The sequence below is a fragment of the Sinorhizobium glycinis genome (assembly GCF_001651865.1).
Lineage (GTDB): Bacteria > Pseudomonadota > Alphaproteobacteria > Rhizobiales > Rhizobiaceae > Sinorhizobium > Sinorhizobium glycinis.
This window is the reverse complement of the sequence record NZ_LPUX01000042.1, coordinates 1-16,451: the sequence shown is the minus strand read 5'-3', so window position 1 is coordinate 16,451 and position 16,451 is coordinate 1. Positions and strand designations below refer to the sequence as shown.

General features: G+C 56.9%; 13 protein-coding genes and 1 pseudogene. 1 reads left to right on the top strand and 13 read right to left on the bottom strand.

Features of this window, described 5'->3' with window-relative positions; genetic code table 11:
• Positions 1-121: 121 nt before the first annotated feature.
• From AU381_RS27995 to AU381_RS00950, 7 genes are all read right to left on the bottom strand, one after another.
• Positions 122-538: a hypothetical protein gene (locus AU381_RS27995; protein ID WP_223843489.1), complete on the bottom strand. Its 417-nt coding sequence runs from the start codon at positions 536-538 to the stop codon at positions 122-124.
• A 166-nt stretch (positions 539-704) separates the two neighbouring features.
• Positions 705-1,733: an LLM class flavin-dependent oxidoreductase gene (locus tag AU381_RS00980; protein ID WP_014857626.1), complete on the bottom strand. Its 1,029-nt coding sequence runs from the start codon at positions 1,731-1,733 to the stop codon at positions 705-707.
• Between the two features lie 298 nt (positions 1,734-2,031).
• The gene (hisC, locus tag AU381_RS00975; protein WP_014857627.1) at positions 2,032-3,231 is read right to left on the bottom strand and encodes a histidinol-phosphate transaminase; all 1,200 of its coding nucleotides are present in this window, start codon (positions 3,229-3,231) and stop codon (positions 2,032-2,034) included.
• 430 nt (positions 3,232-3,661) lie between these two features.
• Positions 3,662-4,795 carry an MFS transporter gene (locus tag AU381_RS00970; protein ID WP_014857629.1) on the bottom strand — a complete coding sequence of 378 codons (1,134 nt, stop codon included), beginning with the start codon at positions 4,793-4,795 and terminating at the stop codon, positions 3,662-3,664.
• 735 nt (positions 4,796-5,530) lie between these two features.
• Complete coding sequence (locus AU381_RS00960; RefSeq protein ID WP_014857631.1) at positions 5,531-5,962, bottom strand: helix-turn-helix domain-containing protein; 432 nt, start codon at positions 5,960-5,962, stop codon at positions 5,531-5,533.
• A gap of 482 nt (positions 5,963-6,444) precedes the next feature.
• Positions 6,445-7,788, bottom strand: a complete 1,344-nt coding sequence (locus tag AU381_RS00955) for a M16 family metallopeptidase (protein WP_014857632.1) — start codon at positions 7,786-7,788, stop codon at positions 6,445-6,447.
• Positions 7,785-9,134: a M16 family metallopeptidase gene (locus AU381_RS00950; protein WP_369983269.1), complete on the bottom strand. Its 1,350-nt coding sequence runs from the start codon at positions 9,132-9,134 to the stop codon at positions 7,785-7,787. Before AU381_RS00950 ends, AU381_RS00955 begins: the two co-directional genes overlap by 4 nt.
• A 999-nt stretch (positions 9,135-10,133) precedes the next feature.
• Between AU381_RS00950 and AU381_RS00945 the strand changes: the two genes are divergently transcribed.
• Positions 10,134-10,631 carry a hemerythrin domain-containing protein gene (locus tag AU381_RS00945; RefSeq protein ID WP_015633443.1) on the top strand — a complete coding sequence of 166 codons (498 nt, stop codon included), beginning with the start codon at positions 10,134-10,136 and terminating at the stop codon, positions 10,629-10,631.
• A 351-nt stretch (positions 10,632-10,982) separates the two neighbouring features.
• On the opposite strand, the gene fdxB is transcribed toward AU381_RS00945, so the two are convergent.
• The 6 genes and pseudogenes from fdxB to nifE form a co-directional block, all read right to left on the bottom strand.
• The gene (gene fdxB / locus AU381_RS00940) at positions 10,983-11,300 is read right to left on the bottom strand and encodes a ferredoxin III, nif-specific (RefSeq protein WP_015633444.1); all 318 of its coding nucleotides are present in this window, start codon (positions 11,298-11,300) and stop codon (positions 10,983-10,985) included.
• A 307-nt stretch (positions 11,301-11,607) separates the two neighbouring features.
• Positions 11,608-12,027: a hypothetical protein gene (locus tag AU381_RS00935; RefSeq protein WP_034859525.1), complete on the bottom strand. Its 420-nt coding sequence runs from the start codon at positions 12,025-12,027 to the stop codon at positions 11,608-11,610.
• Between the two features lie 433 nt (positions 12,028-12,460).
• Complete coding sequence (locus AU381_RS29395) at positions 12,461-12,949, bottom strand: NifX-associated nitrogen fixation protein (protein ID WP_034859528.1); 489 nt, start codon at positions 12,947-12,949, stop codon at positions 12,461-12,463.
• 6 nt (positions 12,950-12,955) lie between these two features.
• Positions 12,956-13,435 (bottom strand): annotated as a pseudogene (gene nifX / locus AU381_RS29390) (nitrogen fixation protein NifX); the annotation flags it as partial.
• Positions 13,432-14,841 carry a nitrogenase iron-molybdenum cofactor biosynthesis protein NifN gene (gene nifN, locus AU381_RS00920; RefSeq protein WP_014857641.1) on the bottom strand — a complete coding sequence of 470 codons (1,410 nt, stop codon included), beginning with the start codon at positions 14,839-14,841 and terminating at the stop codon, positions 13,432-13,434. The gene nifN and the pseudogene nifX, both read right to left, overlap by 4 nt.
• A gap of 9 nt (positions 14,842-14,850) precedes the next feature.
• The gene (gene nifE, locus AU381_RS00915; protein WP_014857642.1) at positions 14,851-16,341 is read right to left on the bottom strand and encodes a nitrogenase iron-molybdenum cofactor biosynthesis protein NifE; all 1,491 of its coding nucleotides are present in this window, start codon (positions 16,339-16,341) and stop codon (positions 14,851-14,853) included.
• Between the last annotated feature and the right edge of the window lie 110 nt (positions 16,342-16,451).

Below are 16,451 nucleotides of genomic sequence, written 5' to 3'. Positions count from 1 at the left end.
CTGTGCGCATGCGCCACACTCGCATACGCACTCGCCAAAGGGAATCCCATACAGACTCTTATGTTAGGCGGATACCACTAGCCATGATAGTCATAAGAGCTTTGTTACCGCTACAATCGCATTAATTCGGTCGCGAACGTAACCGCAATTGTTCGAGCAATAACGTTAATTGGTTTTCGAGTTCTCGAAGAGAACGTTCCGTTGCTATAAAGTGAACCTCGGCGCCCGCTACGGTTGAAATTGATAACATTCCCGAATTGGAGCCATCGGCGGCCAGACCAGCTCTGACGCTGAATCCGGCTGCAGCAAAGGGCTTGAACTTTCTTTCCTCCTTCCCCGTTCTCGTAGCGATTTGATGTTGGAGCTGTCCGCATGCGGCCATGAACGAAGCAGCTATTCTGCTGCCCATTTCTGGACCGAATGCTACTGTGGTTGTTTCCCCTTGATCAGCAATCAAACTGACAAATGCTAGTTGATCATCCGCGGTCGTTCCTATTCCGTTTACGTCTGTTATCAATATTGCGTCGATCTCGACCATCTTACCTCTTCCCAGAAGCCACGCTACCCGATAAAATACCTTCGAGTCAGATGTACTTAGCGCCGACCAGCCCATTGTTGGTTTTGGGGCCGAATTGGAGTTGCGCCTGATACGACAGGAAGCCGTCGCTTTTACACACGCCTGACTTCGTCAGGCACCATGGCACTCAGCCAACTCGATCCATTAGTTCCGATTGAATGGTCATTGCGGTATACAGCGAAGCATCCAAAGGCAAATCTCCAAACGCGACCTGACAAAGGAGATAGTTAGCACCTGCTTCGTCGACTTGATCAAGCAGAGCCCGTCGCACGACAGGCGCCGTTCCTACGACGCACAATTCACTTTCGATTGCTGCATCGAAGGTCAGAGGCAGATTTGGCGGAACTGGAATTGCATGGAGGTCGTACAGGAATTTGAAGTTATTCAGCCATCGTTCGAAGGCAGGAGCCGCAAGCGAGTATGCATGTTCTGCAGATTGCCCGACGACAATCATGCGGAGCAGTCCGAGAAATGACGCGTTGCAGTTCGCGCCAGAACTGAGTCCTTCCTCGGAACGGAAGGCATCAGTAATCCTGCGAACAAGCGAGGCGGGTCCCACACATGCGACATTTGCGCCGTTTGTAGCGGCCCAGCGTGCAGACTCAGGTCGGTTGGTGGCGATCCAAGTCGGCGGGTGCGGGCGTTGATGAGGCCTCAGGATCAAGGGGACATTGTTTAGTTCAAAGTGGTCGCCGCGGTAGGAAAGATTGCCGCCCCTCATCGCCTCCATCAGGATTTCGCTGGCTTCGAAATAGCGTCCAGCCACCGCGTCCGGATCGATCCCGAAGTAACCTAGCTCGATCGGAAGAGAGCCGCGCCCTATGCCCAACTCGGCCCTACCGCCGCTCAAATGGTCAAGCATGCAGATCTCCTCAAACGCACGCAGCGGATGAGAAAGGCTAAGCAGCATGACAAGCGGGCCAAGACGAAGTTGACGGGTGCGCTGCGCGACGCTCGATAGGAACAGATTCGGCGATGGGCTTCTCCCATGCGGCGAAAAATGGTGCTCCGCTAGGTGGTAAGCGTAAAAGCCGAGACGATCACATGCTTCCGTTAGCGTGAGGCGGTCTGCGTATTGCCGTGCCATGGCGTTACCGTCCTCGTCCAAATGGTCGAATATGCCGAAAGCTAGCTTTGAAGGAAGGATTTTTCTCATTTAACGTCTCACTTTACCCTGGTAGCCCCGGACTTCAATTCGAGCGAAATGAGACCTGGGGGCTTTATTTGGCCGAACATCGCTATTCACGGTGAGCCTGCCCTTGCAACGGTGGCGGAAGCCAAATCGTTAAGCCGCCGACGGCACACATCCCTGCGTGCTCGGCTATTGCTCAACAGTTTTTCAGTGCACCTACCGGCAGATGTTTCCGTCCCAGCGACCTTGTGTTGTGGAGCACGCCTTTAGACACATGCAGGCGCCAGGCTATGAACTCAGCTTCCTCACGGGCGTGGCGTAGTTAGCGCTGTGGGAGACCAGTCTTCCGGTCGTCGCTCTCTTTCCTGTCGCCACTGTCTTTTCCTACGTGCAAAAGAGCCGAGCCTGAAGCGGCTATACGTCCCATCATCGAGATTGTCTGAGCTCCCGAAATGTCCTCGACAGCCGCAAGAAACGCATCCATTTGTGGTTTCGTCCCGATGCTGACGCGAATGCAATCTTCCAGACCTTCATCGGGAAGAACGGCCACGAGTATCTTTTTCCGTTTCAAGCAGGCGTGCCACCAAACGCCGTCTCGTCCTGCAGGCACCCGCGCCAGCAAAAAGTTTGCATGGGAGGGCGTTACAGAGAACCCAAGTCGCGACAGCGCCCCCCTCACCCGCTCTCTCTCATGCCTGATATGGCGGTGGTTCTCATTATAGGTGGCGCGGTGGGCCAGGATGCTGACGCCAACCGCATGGCCGATCACATTCATATTGAACATGTTCTGGATATTGCGCAGCCTCCCTATCACCTCAGGATGACCGAAGCCGAAGCCGACGCGAATGCCGGCCGCAGCATAGCTCTTCGAAAACGTTCTTAAGAGCAGAAGATTCGAATAGCGGCTAACGAGGCGCAGAGCGCTGTCGGGAGCGAAGTCCACGTAGGCCTCATCGAGTACCACCAACTGGTCAGATAGTGCGACGAGGCTTTCAATATCAGCAATCGGGACAAATGTTCCTGTCGGGTTGTTCGGATTAGCCAGCAGGATGAACTTTGCCTGCTTTGCAGGACCGAAGAGCAATTCGTGTATCGGCAACAAGGAAGACTCGCCCCATTTTATTTCAAGTAATCGAGCACCTTGCAATTGGGCGAGCTTGCGGTTGTATGCAAAGCCGGGCGACAGCATCGCGACACTGTCACCCGGACCAAGGAATGCTTTATATATGAGCGAAAGAAGTTCGGACGAACCGTTACCGGCGATCACCTGATCCGCGGAAAGATCATAGGATGCAGCGGCGGCTTCCCGCAAACTGATGTTGTCATCCTCTGGATATAAATACTGCCGCTCGAGAGCAGCAACTGCGCTCTGCATTACCGCTTTTGGCAACGCAAATGGATTCTCGTTTGTATCGAGTTTGACATAGCCGGCGTCGGATGCCTGACTGGACGGCAGAGAATTTAGCTGTCTGTACACTTCCGTAAGAGACGAAAGTACGCGCTGCAGCTTTGCATCAGACATAGTTCTCTCCATTCAATTCGCAGAGGATAGTCGCTTTGTCCGACAGTCAACGCGAGTTGGGCTAACAGTGCCGCGCATTCACTGACTCCAACTTGATGAGCGTTCTTCTATTTCGCCCGCATCTATTCAGTAAAATCGTTTGTTTTCATCGCAGCTATTGATGATATGAATTTAACGCTTTATCGACTTTTGATTACTCATCTTCGTCAGTCCGATACCGCCGCTGGCCTCGGCCGGTCACCTCGATCCATTTCATGCCTGGTTCACCCATGCCTTCAAAAATGGCGTCTGTGATCTCCAACCCGTTCCGTTCCGCGCCTGCCGATGAAGAATACTCGCGGCCTCGGTCAGCAAAAGGCGGAGTATTCGTCGCTCTCATGACAAAACGCTAAAATCTCTCAAGGTGCGATAAAGCAGGCGGTGATTTCTTCTATTGCTTGAGCACTGGAGCCAATACTGCCACCAAGGCTGCGAATAGTCCGACGATAAAAAAGCATAAACGCATTGTGGTTGCCTCGGCGAGGAGTCCAATTGCAAAGGGCCCCAACGTCATTGCGCCATATGCGAAGATTGCAACGGACGCGATGGCTTTCCCCGCCGGCACTACAAGATCGGCTGCTGCCCGACTGAAAGCCAATGGTAGGACGGCCGCATAGCCGACCCCCATCAGCACGAAGCCCGCCACGACTAACGGCAAGGTTTCACCGAGGACGATCAACAAAATGCCAAAGACAGCCGAGAAACCGCTTATGCGTGCAACAGTGGCTGATCCCCATCGCGTAACCAGAGAATCCGCCTTAAGCCTCATCATCACCATGGCCGCAGAAAAGCCCATGTACCCCAAGGCGGCGTCCGATTCTTCGGTCCCGACTACATCATGCAAATATACAGCACTCCAGTCGAGAGCTGTACCCTCTCCTAGTCCAGAGGCGAGAGCAATGAGCCCCACAAGAAAAAGGCCACTGTTAGGTAACACCAATCCCACTGCACCACTTTCATGCGTTCGGATGGTTGATTGCCAATCGAGCAGAAGGAAGGGTCCGAGCAACCCGCCGATCGTCACGGCCGTAACAAGAAAATGGACGTACACTGGGGTCTGAAAGACTGTAGCAATGTAACCGCCTGCTGCGCCGAGAACGGCCCCCACACTCCACATGGCGTGAAACGACGACATCACTGGCCGTCCCATGTGTTTCTCCACTTCGCTCGCCCAACTATTCACCGCTACGTCCATCGAGCCATGACACATGCCAAAGAGAAATAGGGCGATCGCCAGCAGCGGTATTGTGGGCGCAAGCCCTAGAGCGGCAATCGAAACCAGGAACGGGATCGCGATCATTCGGGCGACCCGCACTGCACCCAAGCTATCGGACAGCCTTCCGGTAATGGGGAACGAAATTAATGCGCCCAACCCTAAAAGCAACAGCAAAACCCCAAAGCTCGCTTTGGCAACGTGAAAGTGACCCATCACGGCGGGAACGCGAGAAGCCCAGGTCCCGAGGAGGATCCCGTTCAACAGAAAGCCTGCAGCGACACCGCGCCAGGGAGTAAGCAACCTACGCATTTCTTCTCCAACATCCCGTAGCTTCTGACGTCGATTGATTGTCCGGTCGTATTCCGGCGCTTGCGTAGCGGACCCTGAGAACTCAGGTCTCGCTCGCCCATTCCGCGGCAGGCTACAAATGAAAAGATCTCGATCTCCCGTTCTGAGGTCTCAGAATAGGAAATCCGGGCCGGCTGGACTCTTCTTTTCCGCCCTGACCGGTGAAACCGGTGTAGAAAGCATCGCTCGCTTCAAGTCGGATCGTGGTCGGCGACTAAAGCTGCGCTCAAGCTAGCACGAATGAACTACAGATGAATTGATTGAGATCATAGACAGGTTTGCGCAAAAAACCACGTTCAATGGCTTTTCAGTGTGGTGAGTCCCGGAGCGATTTTGCCTATAACGCTACTCGGCAATTGCAAATATCGGCCGCCACAATAGACCAACGAACGGCCGTTGCCCTTGCAAATGTCGACAAAACGGCCGAGCATATTCGCATGGGCGTGTCGTTCTATGACATCCTCAAGCTCGCAGTCGATGGTCGCCGCAGCATCCCGAAGGACGGGCGCGGCGCTCAGCCCGCCAAGATTCGGAGAATTGATCGGCGAGTATCGCCTTGGTATTTCAGGACGTTTAAAGGGTGAAGGGCCGTACGAGAGTATCGGACAGACTGGTGACTCATTTCCCAGTGCGGTGGTGCTTGTCTGACTTTATAGAGACACTCTGTCTCCACACAGAAGCGGCCCCATCCATACATCACCGCTCGTGTGCGCCCAAAGACTTGACCAGCATCACGATTCGGCGGCGCAGACGATAGTCGCCCACGCGAGAAAAGGCCCTGATGAGCTCGATCCCTTCCTTGCTTACAACGAATTCAACGACTTCGGGTGGGATGTTAATCTGATTTGAAGCGGACCGCTCCTCCGACCGGATTTTATTAAGCGTATCCTCAAAGAAGTAGGAAGGCTCCACTTTCAGAGCCTTCGAAATCTGCTGAAGCCGACCCGCACCGACGCGGTTCACGCCCTTTTCGTATTTTTGAACCTGTTGAAACGTCACCCCGATAGCTTCGCCGAGAGTCGTTTGGGACATGTTCTGCCACTCACGCCTCTGGCGGATTCGTTGACCGACATGGGCATCCACAGCGTTTGGCTTACGTCTTGTTTGTTCAGAGTTAGTACTCAGCACATTCGTCTCCTCAATTTCGGCTATCTTAGTTCTTCGGGAGATATGATATGAGCTCCACCTCCCGCACATACACTCCTTTAACATACCTCAACTGAAAGTCAGAAACTCAATTGAGACATCTGGAGTCTTCGGCGGCCACCCTAAGCACATTCAGATTATGCTTCAAGTGTGAAGCCTTAGCGGTGGTGCTGATGCGCTTTCGTGAGTAACGCGAGAACCGCTGCTGCAGGGTCAAGCAGTCTCGTTGCCAGCAGGTCACCAGCATCGCAGGAGCAGTCGTGCTAGAGAGCATTCGCCTGTTTGCGCCGAGACACCACATTCTCTCCTGCCGTCGGGCGGAGGGAGGCTGCGATGCGGGACCTCCCTTGCTGCTTCAGGAGTCGCATAGAGCCTGGAATCGAACATCTGGTGACCGCGAGAGGTGATCTTGACTACCCCCATCCCAAGGTAGGACGCTGCCAGCCTAGCTTTCCTTTGGACGGTCATCGGTTCGTTCCCTTGAGGGACGGTCCAACAGTCATTACGGTGGGGTCGGCGGAGAGCAGCCGTTTCGCGACTGCCCGTACGTCCTCCACGGTGACGGCCTGGATCAGTTGTTTGCGACGCTCGACGTAGTCGATGCCGCGATCTTCGAGTTGGATTTGGACCAATGTTTGGGCGACCGCACTAGATGAGTTCAGATTTTCGATCGCATAACCGCCGATGAGCTTTTTCTTTGCCGCAGTGAGCTCGTCCTCACTGACGCCCTCCTCTGACATTCGCCTGACCTCGGCTCGGATGAGGGAGAGCGTCTCTGCGGCCCGATCCGGGCGGGTTCCCGTGCCGATGACGAGCGCCGAAGCATGGTCGATGTTCTCCAAGGTTGAGTAAATGCCGTAAGCGAGGCCCCGCTTCTCGCGCACCTCATTCCAGAGCCTGGATGTGAACGCGCCTCCGCCAAGGATTTGGTTCATGAGATTGGCTGCAAAGAACTGCGGGTCCTTTCGGGGGATTCCCGGGTAAGCTAGGCTCAGTTGGGTCTGAGGTAAGTCATACGCGACGCGAATGGCGCGCCCCAGCTTAGGCACTGCGTCAACGACCGGCGTTAGGGAGGGGCCAGCAGGCAATCCGCCGAATATTCGATCCAGATCACGCTTGAGTGTGCCGGGATCGATCGCTCCCACCACGGCAATGGTAAGGTTGCCGCGCGCGAAAATCCGCTCATGAACCGCCTTCAGATCGGAGGTAGTGACAGCGGCAAGTGTTTGCACGGTGCCCTCCTCCCGACGCGAATACGGATGATCACCATAGATCGCCCTCATCCATGCGAACTGTGCGGCCGTCTCCGGATCCTTGGCTCTTGCCAGGATGCTGGAGACGATTTGGGCACGAAGGCGGTCCACCGGCTGTTGGTCGAAGCGCGGCTGCTCGATTGCCAGCCGGAGAAGTTGGAAAGCCTCATCCTTTCGCGCCGCAAGCACCCGCATATAGCCGTAGACTGCATCGGGCCCCGCCTCAAAGAGCATCTCGGCGCCAGCATCGTCCAGCCGCTCCTGAAAGGCATCGCTGTCAAGATTTCCGGCCCCTTCGTCCAACAGCTCTGTGATCAGATTCACAATGCCTTCCTTCCCAGATGGATCCTGCGTCCTGCCGCCCCGAAATGCGAAGCGGGTGGTGACGATCGGTAGCGAATAGTCCTGCACCAGCCACGCCTTTATCCCGCTCGATGTCTCGACCTCCTCTATGGCCATGCCCGCAAGCGCTGGACACGCGGCAAGGCCCAGCAATATGCATGCCACGACGAGTGAGGGCTTGGCCCCGATGCGCAGTCGGCTGAACGATATCATCGGCTTTTATCTCCTGAGGTAGCGCTTTCGCGGGGCAGCAGATACCCCGCTACGGACCGGTCGGGACTGAGGTATTTCCTGGCAGCCGCTTGCACCTCTGCCGCCTTTACGGCGCGGATCCTAAGTGGCCACGCCTCTACGTCGTGTGCAGTATCCCCTGTCGCAAGCGCCGCCCCATAAATGCCGGCCATTCCCGACTGGCTGTCGCGCGCGAAGATTATCGAGCGCACGAAGCGGTTTTTGGCCTTCTCGAGCTCGACATCCGTAATGCCGAACTCGATGATCTTCCGAATTTCAGCGTCTATCGCATCCTCCACCTCCTCAATCTTCGCCTCGCCGCGCGGCGAGCCAAAAACCGTGAAGCTCGACGGATCGAGCGACCTTCCGTTGAAATAGGCCCCGCCAGATGAGGCTATTGCCTGTTTGACTACCAGCTCCTGATAGATCCGGCTGCGCGTTCCCCCGCCGAGAATCTCCGACAGGATATCGAGGGCTTCCGCTTCGCCCTGCTCAGCTGTTCCGTAGGACGTCGTTACCCAGGATTTTTGGAAGCTCGGCACCGTGACGCGCGGGTCGGTGAGCGCGACGATACGTTTAGTGTTCTGCTCCGGCTCCTGCGGCCTCACCCGCGCCGGCAGATCCGGACCGCGAGGCAGGGTCCCGAAGGTCTCGTCCGCTAGCCGCCGCACCCTGCCGGCGTCCACGTCGCCTGCCACGACCAGAATGGCATTGTTGGGGGCATAGTAGCGGTCGTAGAACTTTAGTGCGTCTTCGCGATTAAGCTGTTCCATTTCATGCATCCAGCCGATCGTCGGGATGCGGTAAGGGTGGTTCTGATACAAGGTCGCCTGCATCTCCTCCTCAAGTAGCTGCTCCGGACTGTTCTCGACGCGCCAGCGTCGCTCCTCAAGAATGACATCGCGTTCGGGTACGATCACCGCATCGGTGAGAACGAGATGGCGCATCCGGTCAGCTTCGAATTCCATTATTGTTTTGAGCGACTCTGGCGTGACCGTCTGATGGTAGGCGGTGTAGTCGGAACCCGTGAAGGCGTTCTCCTCACCGCCGATCTCCGCGATCTTTGCGCTAAACTCTCCGGACGGATGCTTCTTCGTTCCCTTGAACATCAGATGCTCCAGGAAATGAGCAATGCCGGATTTGCCGGGTGGCTCGTCGGCATTGCCGACCTTATACCAGATCATCTGCGTGACGATCGGCGCCCGGTGATCAGGTATGACGACTACCTCCATGCCGTTGCCCAGCATGAAATTTGCAACCTCGGCTTCGCGAAGGGGGCTCTCGTCGGCCGCCATTGCTGAGGTCATCAGAAATTGCAGTGCGACCATACATAGGACAAATGCACAGATACGCGAACACACTCCATCATGGCTCGTCGACCGCTGTGGCAAATGCGACCGTGCAGTGCCAGCTCGACCATCGCTTGGCGAGTACCACCTCTTCCTTCTTCTCCAAGGTTCTGCAGTAGGGTGGCCGGGCGCGGGCCCCGACCCCGGCATAAAGAACGGTTCTGACATTTCGACATTCTTCGCACAATTCTCGTCGACGCTGGCACGTCAGCAGAGCAAAATACGTGCCACGGAAAAACCGTTTAGATTCAAGCACCTTTGGATCGAACTAGCTATGTCAGCATTCTAACATTGTCGTATGTCGAACAATGACAGCCTGGCGGCTAAAAGTGGACCGCCGCGTCCAAAACCGACAGGCGGCGATCCGTAGAGGCTGGCCTTCTGCCGAGTAGGCGAGCGCGCTCGGTCCCGCCCGACATGGTTCCGCGCGGTCATTGGCACTATAACGGTGCCATACTTCCCGTTCACGCCTGCCGATCGTCTTATTGCTCCGTTCCTGGGTCTATGCGGCGTCGCATATTCGTGTCCGCCAAGGCGCTCCCTGCGACATGCAGGGCTTCGTCGAAAAAGCCGATAAGAAACCCAAGCGCCGCAATGCGCTCTCTGTGCCGGCCATGATCAAGGCAATGGTAGCTGGGTCCGATTTGCAAGATGAATGGTGTTGAACCCAGTCTACCAATTTCTTCATCGGCATCGCCAACCGCCACTCGCCAAAGACATCGACGCGCTCATGCGTGGGTCCATGCACAACGGATCAGCGTCTCACAAGTAGCTGAGACTCCCCGACGTGCTCATGGCGATCTCACAACGGCAGAGCGCTTGGGCGGAAACGCCGCGTACGATCCATCGGACAATGAGATGGTTATTAGCCCTATTGCCGATGGGCCTTGATTCAAGTCAAGGCCCCGCACCACGCATTACCTCATCCTTGAGCACGGAAGATTACCTTAGAGAAATCACGGAAAGGGACTGGAGTGTATGATCGCTAGGATCAAGACGTTTGCGCCCCCCACAAACCGGTCATTAGCTCCAGCCACCGCCGATCGGCTGGCCTTATTGGCAGGTTCTCACGAGGACCAACTGGCTCTCTGTGACCGTCTCGAGGCCATTGCAAACGGCCTTCCGTACGGAGTCGACCGTAGTATATGCGCTCACGCCGGAAAGATGCTTGGCCCGCACTTACGGAATCTTCACGAGAGAGAAGAAGCTGCTGTTTTCGCGTGGACAGAGGAGAAGCTGGGGGACGATCCATCAGTGTTAAGTACTTTGGGTCTGCTCAAGTATGAGCATTGCGAAGACGAATGCTTCGCCGAGGAATTGGCGGAAGTGTTGGGTCGGCTGGCGACGGCGGATGCTACTGTCAATCCGGAGGCAGCGGGCTATATGCTCCGTGGTTTCTTCACCAATTTGCGTCGGCATGTGCGCTTCGAGCAGCAGTGCTTTCGTAACCTAACTGCTGATCGCTCAGGCTGCTGACGCATCCCGTTCCTGACCGATGCCAACGGGGCATTCGAAGATCCTCTCTGAGTGCCCGCGCCGCCAATTGCCTCCTGACTCCAAGGCAGGGATTCACCCTGAATCACGCGAGGAAATCAATGTCGTGCCAATTCTGTCTCATTCCGAGTTCGGCGGACTTGCTCTGGCTCTCAGGTGGCTGGGCAGTTCGTTGTTCTACGTCGGCTGCTAGCTGCGGGACGGGGTCGACGGTCGGCGATGTCTACGTCTTTCGTCAGCTTGCGCGACGGCAAAGGCTCTTTGGGGACTGTCGTTTCGACTACGATTGCATTTATAGCGGCCAAAGTCGTTTTCCGGAGTCCGTTCGTCAGATCAAGCAACAATTTTGTCGGCCGCTACATGGGTCTGGCAGTTCTTCGGGCAGACGCGGGCGCAGGCTCCGCAGCCGATGCAGCGGCCGGCGTGATCGACAACCATGATCGTGCGGCTGAGCTCGCCATCGAAGTCGTCGTCCTCGCCATCGCAGGCCCCGAGGATCTCACCGGATTCGTCGATGCCGTGCAGATGCATGACCTCGCGCGAGCAGACCTTGAAGCAGCGGCCGCAACCAATGCACGTCATGGCGTCAATGGCCGTCAGATATTGCGGCATCCATGTGGAGCCGTCGCGGGTAAAGAAATGACTTGTCATCGTTGGTTCTCCAATCAGGATCTGTCTCTCCGCATCCGCCACAGGCAAAAAAGTAAAATCTCTTCCGAGATCGGACGTGACCTCATCCGTCACATCCGCTGAAATTCCGGTCTTGTCGGCCGACTTTTCGGGGCGGTCTGCTAGTCAGCGGCCATTGCAAAGACTTGGCTAGGCATTTTTGAGCCTCGCCCTGTGGAAAGATCGCGGCAGCGGGACCGGTGCGCGTGGGGAGGAGTGGTCCCGCTGCCTGACGTCGGCTCTCCAGGGGAAATGAGAGCCGGCGGTTCGTCATCGCCTAGATCGACCGTCAACCGCGCCACTTGGGTGCGTGGATGGCGGTTATCGCTTCGGTCTCCGGCGAGCTTCCTATTGGAAGACTGACGGATGGTGTTCCGTCAATACGACTCTGCCCGGTCGTGAGAAGCACCCCGAAGCCCTCGTACACGGAGCGAACGGACGGTTCGAGCGCAAGCCCGGCGGTGGTGTGGAAAGCTTTGAGCCTCCACGGCACGTCCGCATCGAAATCGCGGATGATCGCGTACCACGCTGGCGCGCTGTCCCGCGGCATTGATTCCAGGATGAAGCGGCCGGAGTTACTCTTCAGGTTGCCGCCGACACTACCGACTTTCGGTCCGAGATCAAAAAAAACAGCGAGCGCATTCTGGGCGGCGGTGCACGTGTCGATGCCTCCCTCGCAGCCGAATGCGACCTGACCTAGACCTGCCACGTTGCTTGCCTCATTCGTACCCTGCCGATCCCCGGCTTTCCAGCCTCTTAGATGGCATGTCGGCAAGACTCGTGCCACTCGGGTGCTCGACTTGAAAAGAAGCTTGTTATGTTAGCATTTCAGGCATTTAGCCGGGAGGCAAGGAAGGGAACAGTCGACAAGAATGTGTCGCTTTACCGACAAGAGTGTCGAAGCGGCTGTTTGAATTACTACACATGGTTCTCATCGGCGGCTACCGAACTAGTACTCAAGCGGTACAGATAAAGTGCCCGGGGCAGACGGCGGCGCGCGTCGCTGAGGTTGATGCACGGGCTCATACCCTCCGTTTCGGAAAAATCCACTATTTACTCGCCCTCAAGCCGCCCACGGGCGTAGCCCTAATCCTTGGCCGATCGCCTTGGCGCCGGCAGCATGCCTTTTGCCGGATCGATCGTCAGGCCCGAGCCACTTCGGGATAGGTTTCAATGGCGGCGGTCGCATCATCCACCAGCTTTGCACCGGCTTCCGCGAGCTTGCGAAGTGTCGCGAAGCCGAAGCGGTGGACGTCGCGCACTGTTTTCGAAAATACGACCAGCCGTCCGGTCGTTAGAAGCACTCGTCCGAAGCCCTCATGGCTGATCATCGTGATCGGCGACGCTACCAAACCGGTACGTGCTTCGATTGAAAGCGCGACGGCGGTATAAAAGATATTGAACCGCAACATGACGTCCGGACCGGGATCGCCGATGATCGGGATTTCTCGACGCTGCTCTTCAGTGATGACGAAGTTGGCCAACAACTCCGCGTCCGATGCGCGGTCTTGCGATCCGTAGGTATCCTGCGCGCGGACCAGCCGCGCGAGGCATTTGACAAACGGCGTGACAAGGGCCGCCTCGTCCACCTTGACATCAGGCGTGCCCGTATTGATGGACGTTTTTTTCATGATTAAGTCCTCGTCCTCGAATGGTTTTTTCTCTGCGACGCCCGCTTGCGCCAGCACCTTGCGCAACCACGGCGGAGGGGCCGTCTTGAGCATTTTCTGGGTTCGTGAAAGTACGTCTTGAATGGCTTCCGGCTCTCCCACTCTAATCGGATGAATTTTCGCAGAGACGACCCTGGCTGCGGAAGGGCCGCCGATAGCCCGACAAAAGAGGAGATGACAGCCTGTCAACGCGGTCACCTTTGGGGTGATGCGGTCCTCGCCCTCGATCGGATGCTTCCCGGATTCGTCGGAGACGTCATCGAAGCTCACAGCTTCCACGAAATCCCAGCCGTCGCGCGACACGTCGTAGACTGCAAAGTGCTTGGCCGACCCGAAATGGGCGTTTAGGACTTTCATGTCCTGCGTCGCGATCGCTATGCGCAATGCGCCGGAACGCCGCGGCTGGATTTCGTCAGTGACGAGCGAGAGGCGACGAACGGAATTCATCCGGCATTTCTCCGCTTTCGCATTGCATCGATTTTCTCAAGCGACGGCGCGGGCTGGTTGGCCTGGATGATGTTGGCCGCCTCGAAGATCAGGTCGCGCGTGCCACGATAGAGAACTGTGAGTTTGTGCTGGCTGCCGAGGCGGTCGAATATCGGGAAGCCGATCCGCAGCAGAGGGATGCCGAGGCGCTCCGCTGCCTGGCGTCCGTGCGAATGGGTAACGAGAAGATCAGCGCCGCCTGCTAGCTCTTCGAGATCACCGAGATCGCCGATCTGGACCTTTTCGGCCGGGACTTTCTCGATAATTTCTGACTCACCCGTAGTCGTAACGGCCGAGATGATCTCGGCGCCAAGTCCCGTAAAAAAGGTGGCAAATTGGTACAGCTGGTCCGGCTCGGTGGCGATCGCGATCTTCTTGCCGGCGAAATGGAAGTGTCCGTCGAGAAGCGCGTCTTGCAGCTGTGAGCGGTGACGGTGGATTTTCGCCGGCGCCGGCACGCAGGAAATCTCGGAAAGAAGCGAGACAAACTGGTCGACGTTCTTCAATCCCGTTAGTGACTGGACCAATACGTAAGGCACACCCGTCAACGTCTGCAGTAGCTCAGCCGGGCGCCGCATATGTTCCCCGATGGCGATGCACTGCACCGCCCTACCCAACTCCTGTATATCCTCGATGCTTGTACCTCCATACGTTGTCGGCATCCAGCGGTCGGGCACCGTACCGTCGAGGGAGCCTGAGACGTCCGGCACGATCACCGGCCTCAGCCCGAAACCTTCCACCATCTCGCGCAGATGCTCGATATCGCCTACCGTGAGGTGCCATCCGGGCAGGATCGCAACCTTCTTTTGCTTCCACGGCTGCTCGCTAGGTTTTGTAATCCTCTCGATCAGTGTTGCCTTTCTCGAGCGAGGCGCCTGCTGACCCCGCAGTGTAATCTGTTGGATCATCGCGGCGACGGCCCTCGCCCAGCCCTCCTCCAAGGCGCCATCGAAATCCGGCGTGTTTGCCAGCACGACCTCTGTGCCTGCAAGTTTCTCCGCATGCGTCATTTTGATGTTGGCGATTTGCCTTGCGAAATCTTCAGAACGGGTTTCCACAAGTGCCGTCGTGCAGATCCCGATCAGCCGCGGATTCGCCCGCTTTTTCAAGTTCAGAATCGCCTCTTCCAGATGGGCTGCCCCGCCCAAGACTGTTGCCAATTCGTCCATTGCCGTCGTCTGCAGCGGGATCGTTTCCTTGAAATGGCGCACGCATAGCACTAGCGCGAAGCTAGTGCAGCCTTGGCTGCCGTGGAACAGCGGTATCGCGCCATCGACCCCGAGAAAGGCTAACGCGGCACCCAGCGGTTGGGACGACTTGAGCGGATTGACCGTCGCTGATTTAGATTGGCGATGGATGTGGACCATTTGCTTTCCTCAACACTCAACGAAGTAACCGGCGTCGTGCCGGCGAATTGAGCGCCCGACACTCGTAGCATCAGAGTCGGGGCGCGTGTTCGGCAGCGGTTCCTGTGTAGCAGGACGGCTTTCCCAGGGTGCCGGCTCCCTCACCTGCGACCAGACCGGGTTGTGAATCGCAAGGTCAATCTGGCGCACGAGTTCCACCGTGCCGTCATAGCCCGCATAGGGGCGGTGACGCTCTTGGTTGATATCAACCCAGGGCATCTTGGCCTTCAGCGCAATGAATTGCGTGCGCCCGCCCGACAGCATGATGTCAGCCTTATGTTCTGAGAGCATGGCATAGAGCTCTCGGGGCGACATCGACTCGAACATCTGGAGATCGTCCTTAAGCACCTGTCTGATGCGCTCCTTGTCCTCGACCGTCGATTTCTTGACCGAGGTGCCAACGATCTCCATGCCGATCTCCATCAGCGCATGAACAAGCGACCAGGATTTCACGCCGCCGGTGTTGATGAGCACCCGCTTGCCTTTAAGTCGCGGCCGGTATTCCTCGAGCTTTTTCCACGCAATCGCCTCCTCCTCCGCAATGAGTGCATCGGTGCGGTCGAGGATCTCTTGATCGGCACCCTTCTTTACGAGCAGATCGGCAATCTGTCGGAGTGCTTCCGAGGTGGCGGTGATGCCGTAGAAGGATCCCTCGAAGAACGGGATATCCCAGCGCTCCTCCATTTTGCGGGCAAGGTTGATCAACGCCGTAGAGCACACCAACATGGCTGCTCGAGCGCGATGAGCGGAGGCAATGTCGAGATAGCGGGCGTCACCGGGAATGCAGGCGCGAACACGGATGCCAAGCCTCTCCAAGAGTGGCCTTACCAACCAGAACTCACCAGACAGGTTGAACTCGCCAAGGATATTGATGTCGCAAGGGCCGGCATCATCTGGCTCCACCGTGCCGATGACATGGTCGAGCAACGCCTCGCCAGCCAGCTTGTTGCCGAGGTTCTTCGGACCGACGAAGCCCGGCGAATTGATCGGCACCACCGGTAGGCCGCACGTTTCCTCAGCGCGCTTGCAGACCGCTTCGATGTCGTCGCCGATAAGCGCCGTTACACACGTCGCATAGACAAAGATTGCCGGCGGCTGATACGCTTCTTTAATCTGGCGGATCGCTTTGAAGAGCTTCCGCTCGCTGTTCCCCATAACTATGTCTTGCTCGGTGAGATCGGTCGTGAAGCTGGTGCGCCAAAGCGTCGGACCGGACGACGCCGTACCTCGGTTGTCCCAGGAATTGCCTTCGCAGGCGAGTGGAGCATGAACCAGATGCGCAACGTCGGTGATCGGCTGCAGCACGATCTTGGCGCCATCGAAGGCGCAGCCTCCGGCCGCCGCGCCGGGGGTCAGCGGTTTCGAACAGCCTTTACTGCGTGCGTTGGAATCCTTGCTGCGATTTCTCTCACAGGCAGGCTCATCGAAGACATCTTGGATTTTGACATTGAGCGAAGACATTCGCTAATCTCCAGATTGCATCAGGAGACGGCCGGCGTTTTGCCGACCGCCGCTCTAGCGGGTCAGGTCATAGGAATAATCGGTCACCGCCGTCTGCATCGTTTCGCGAT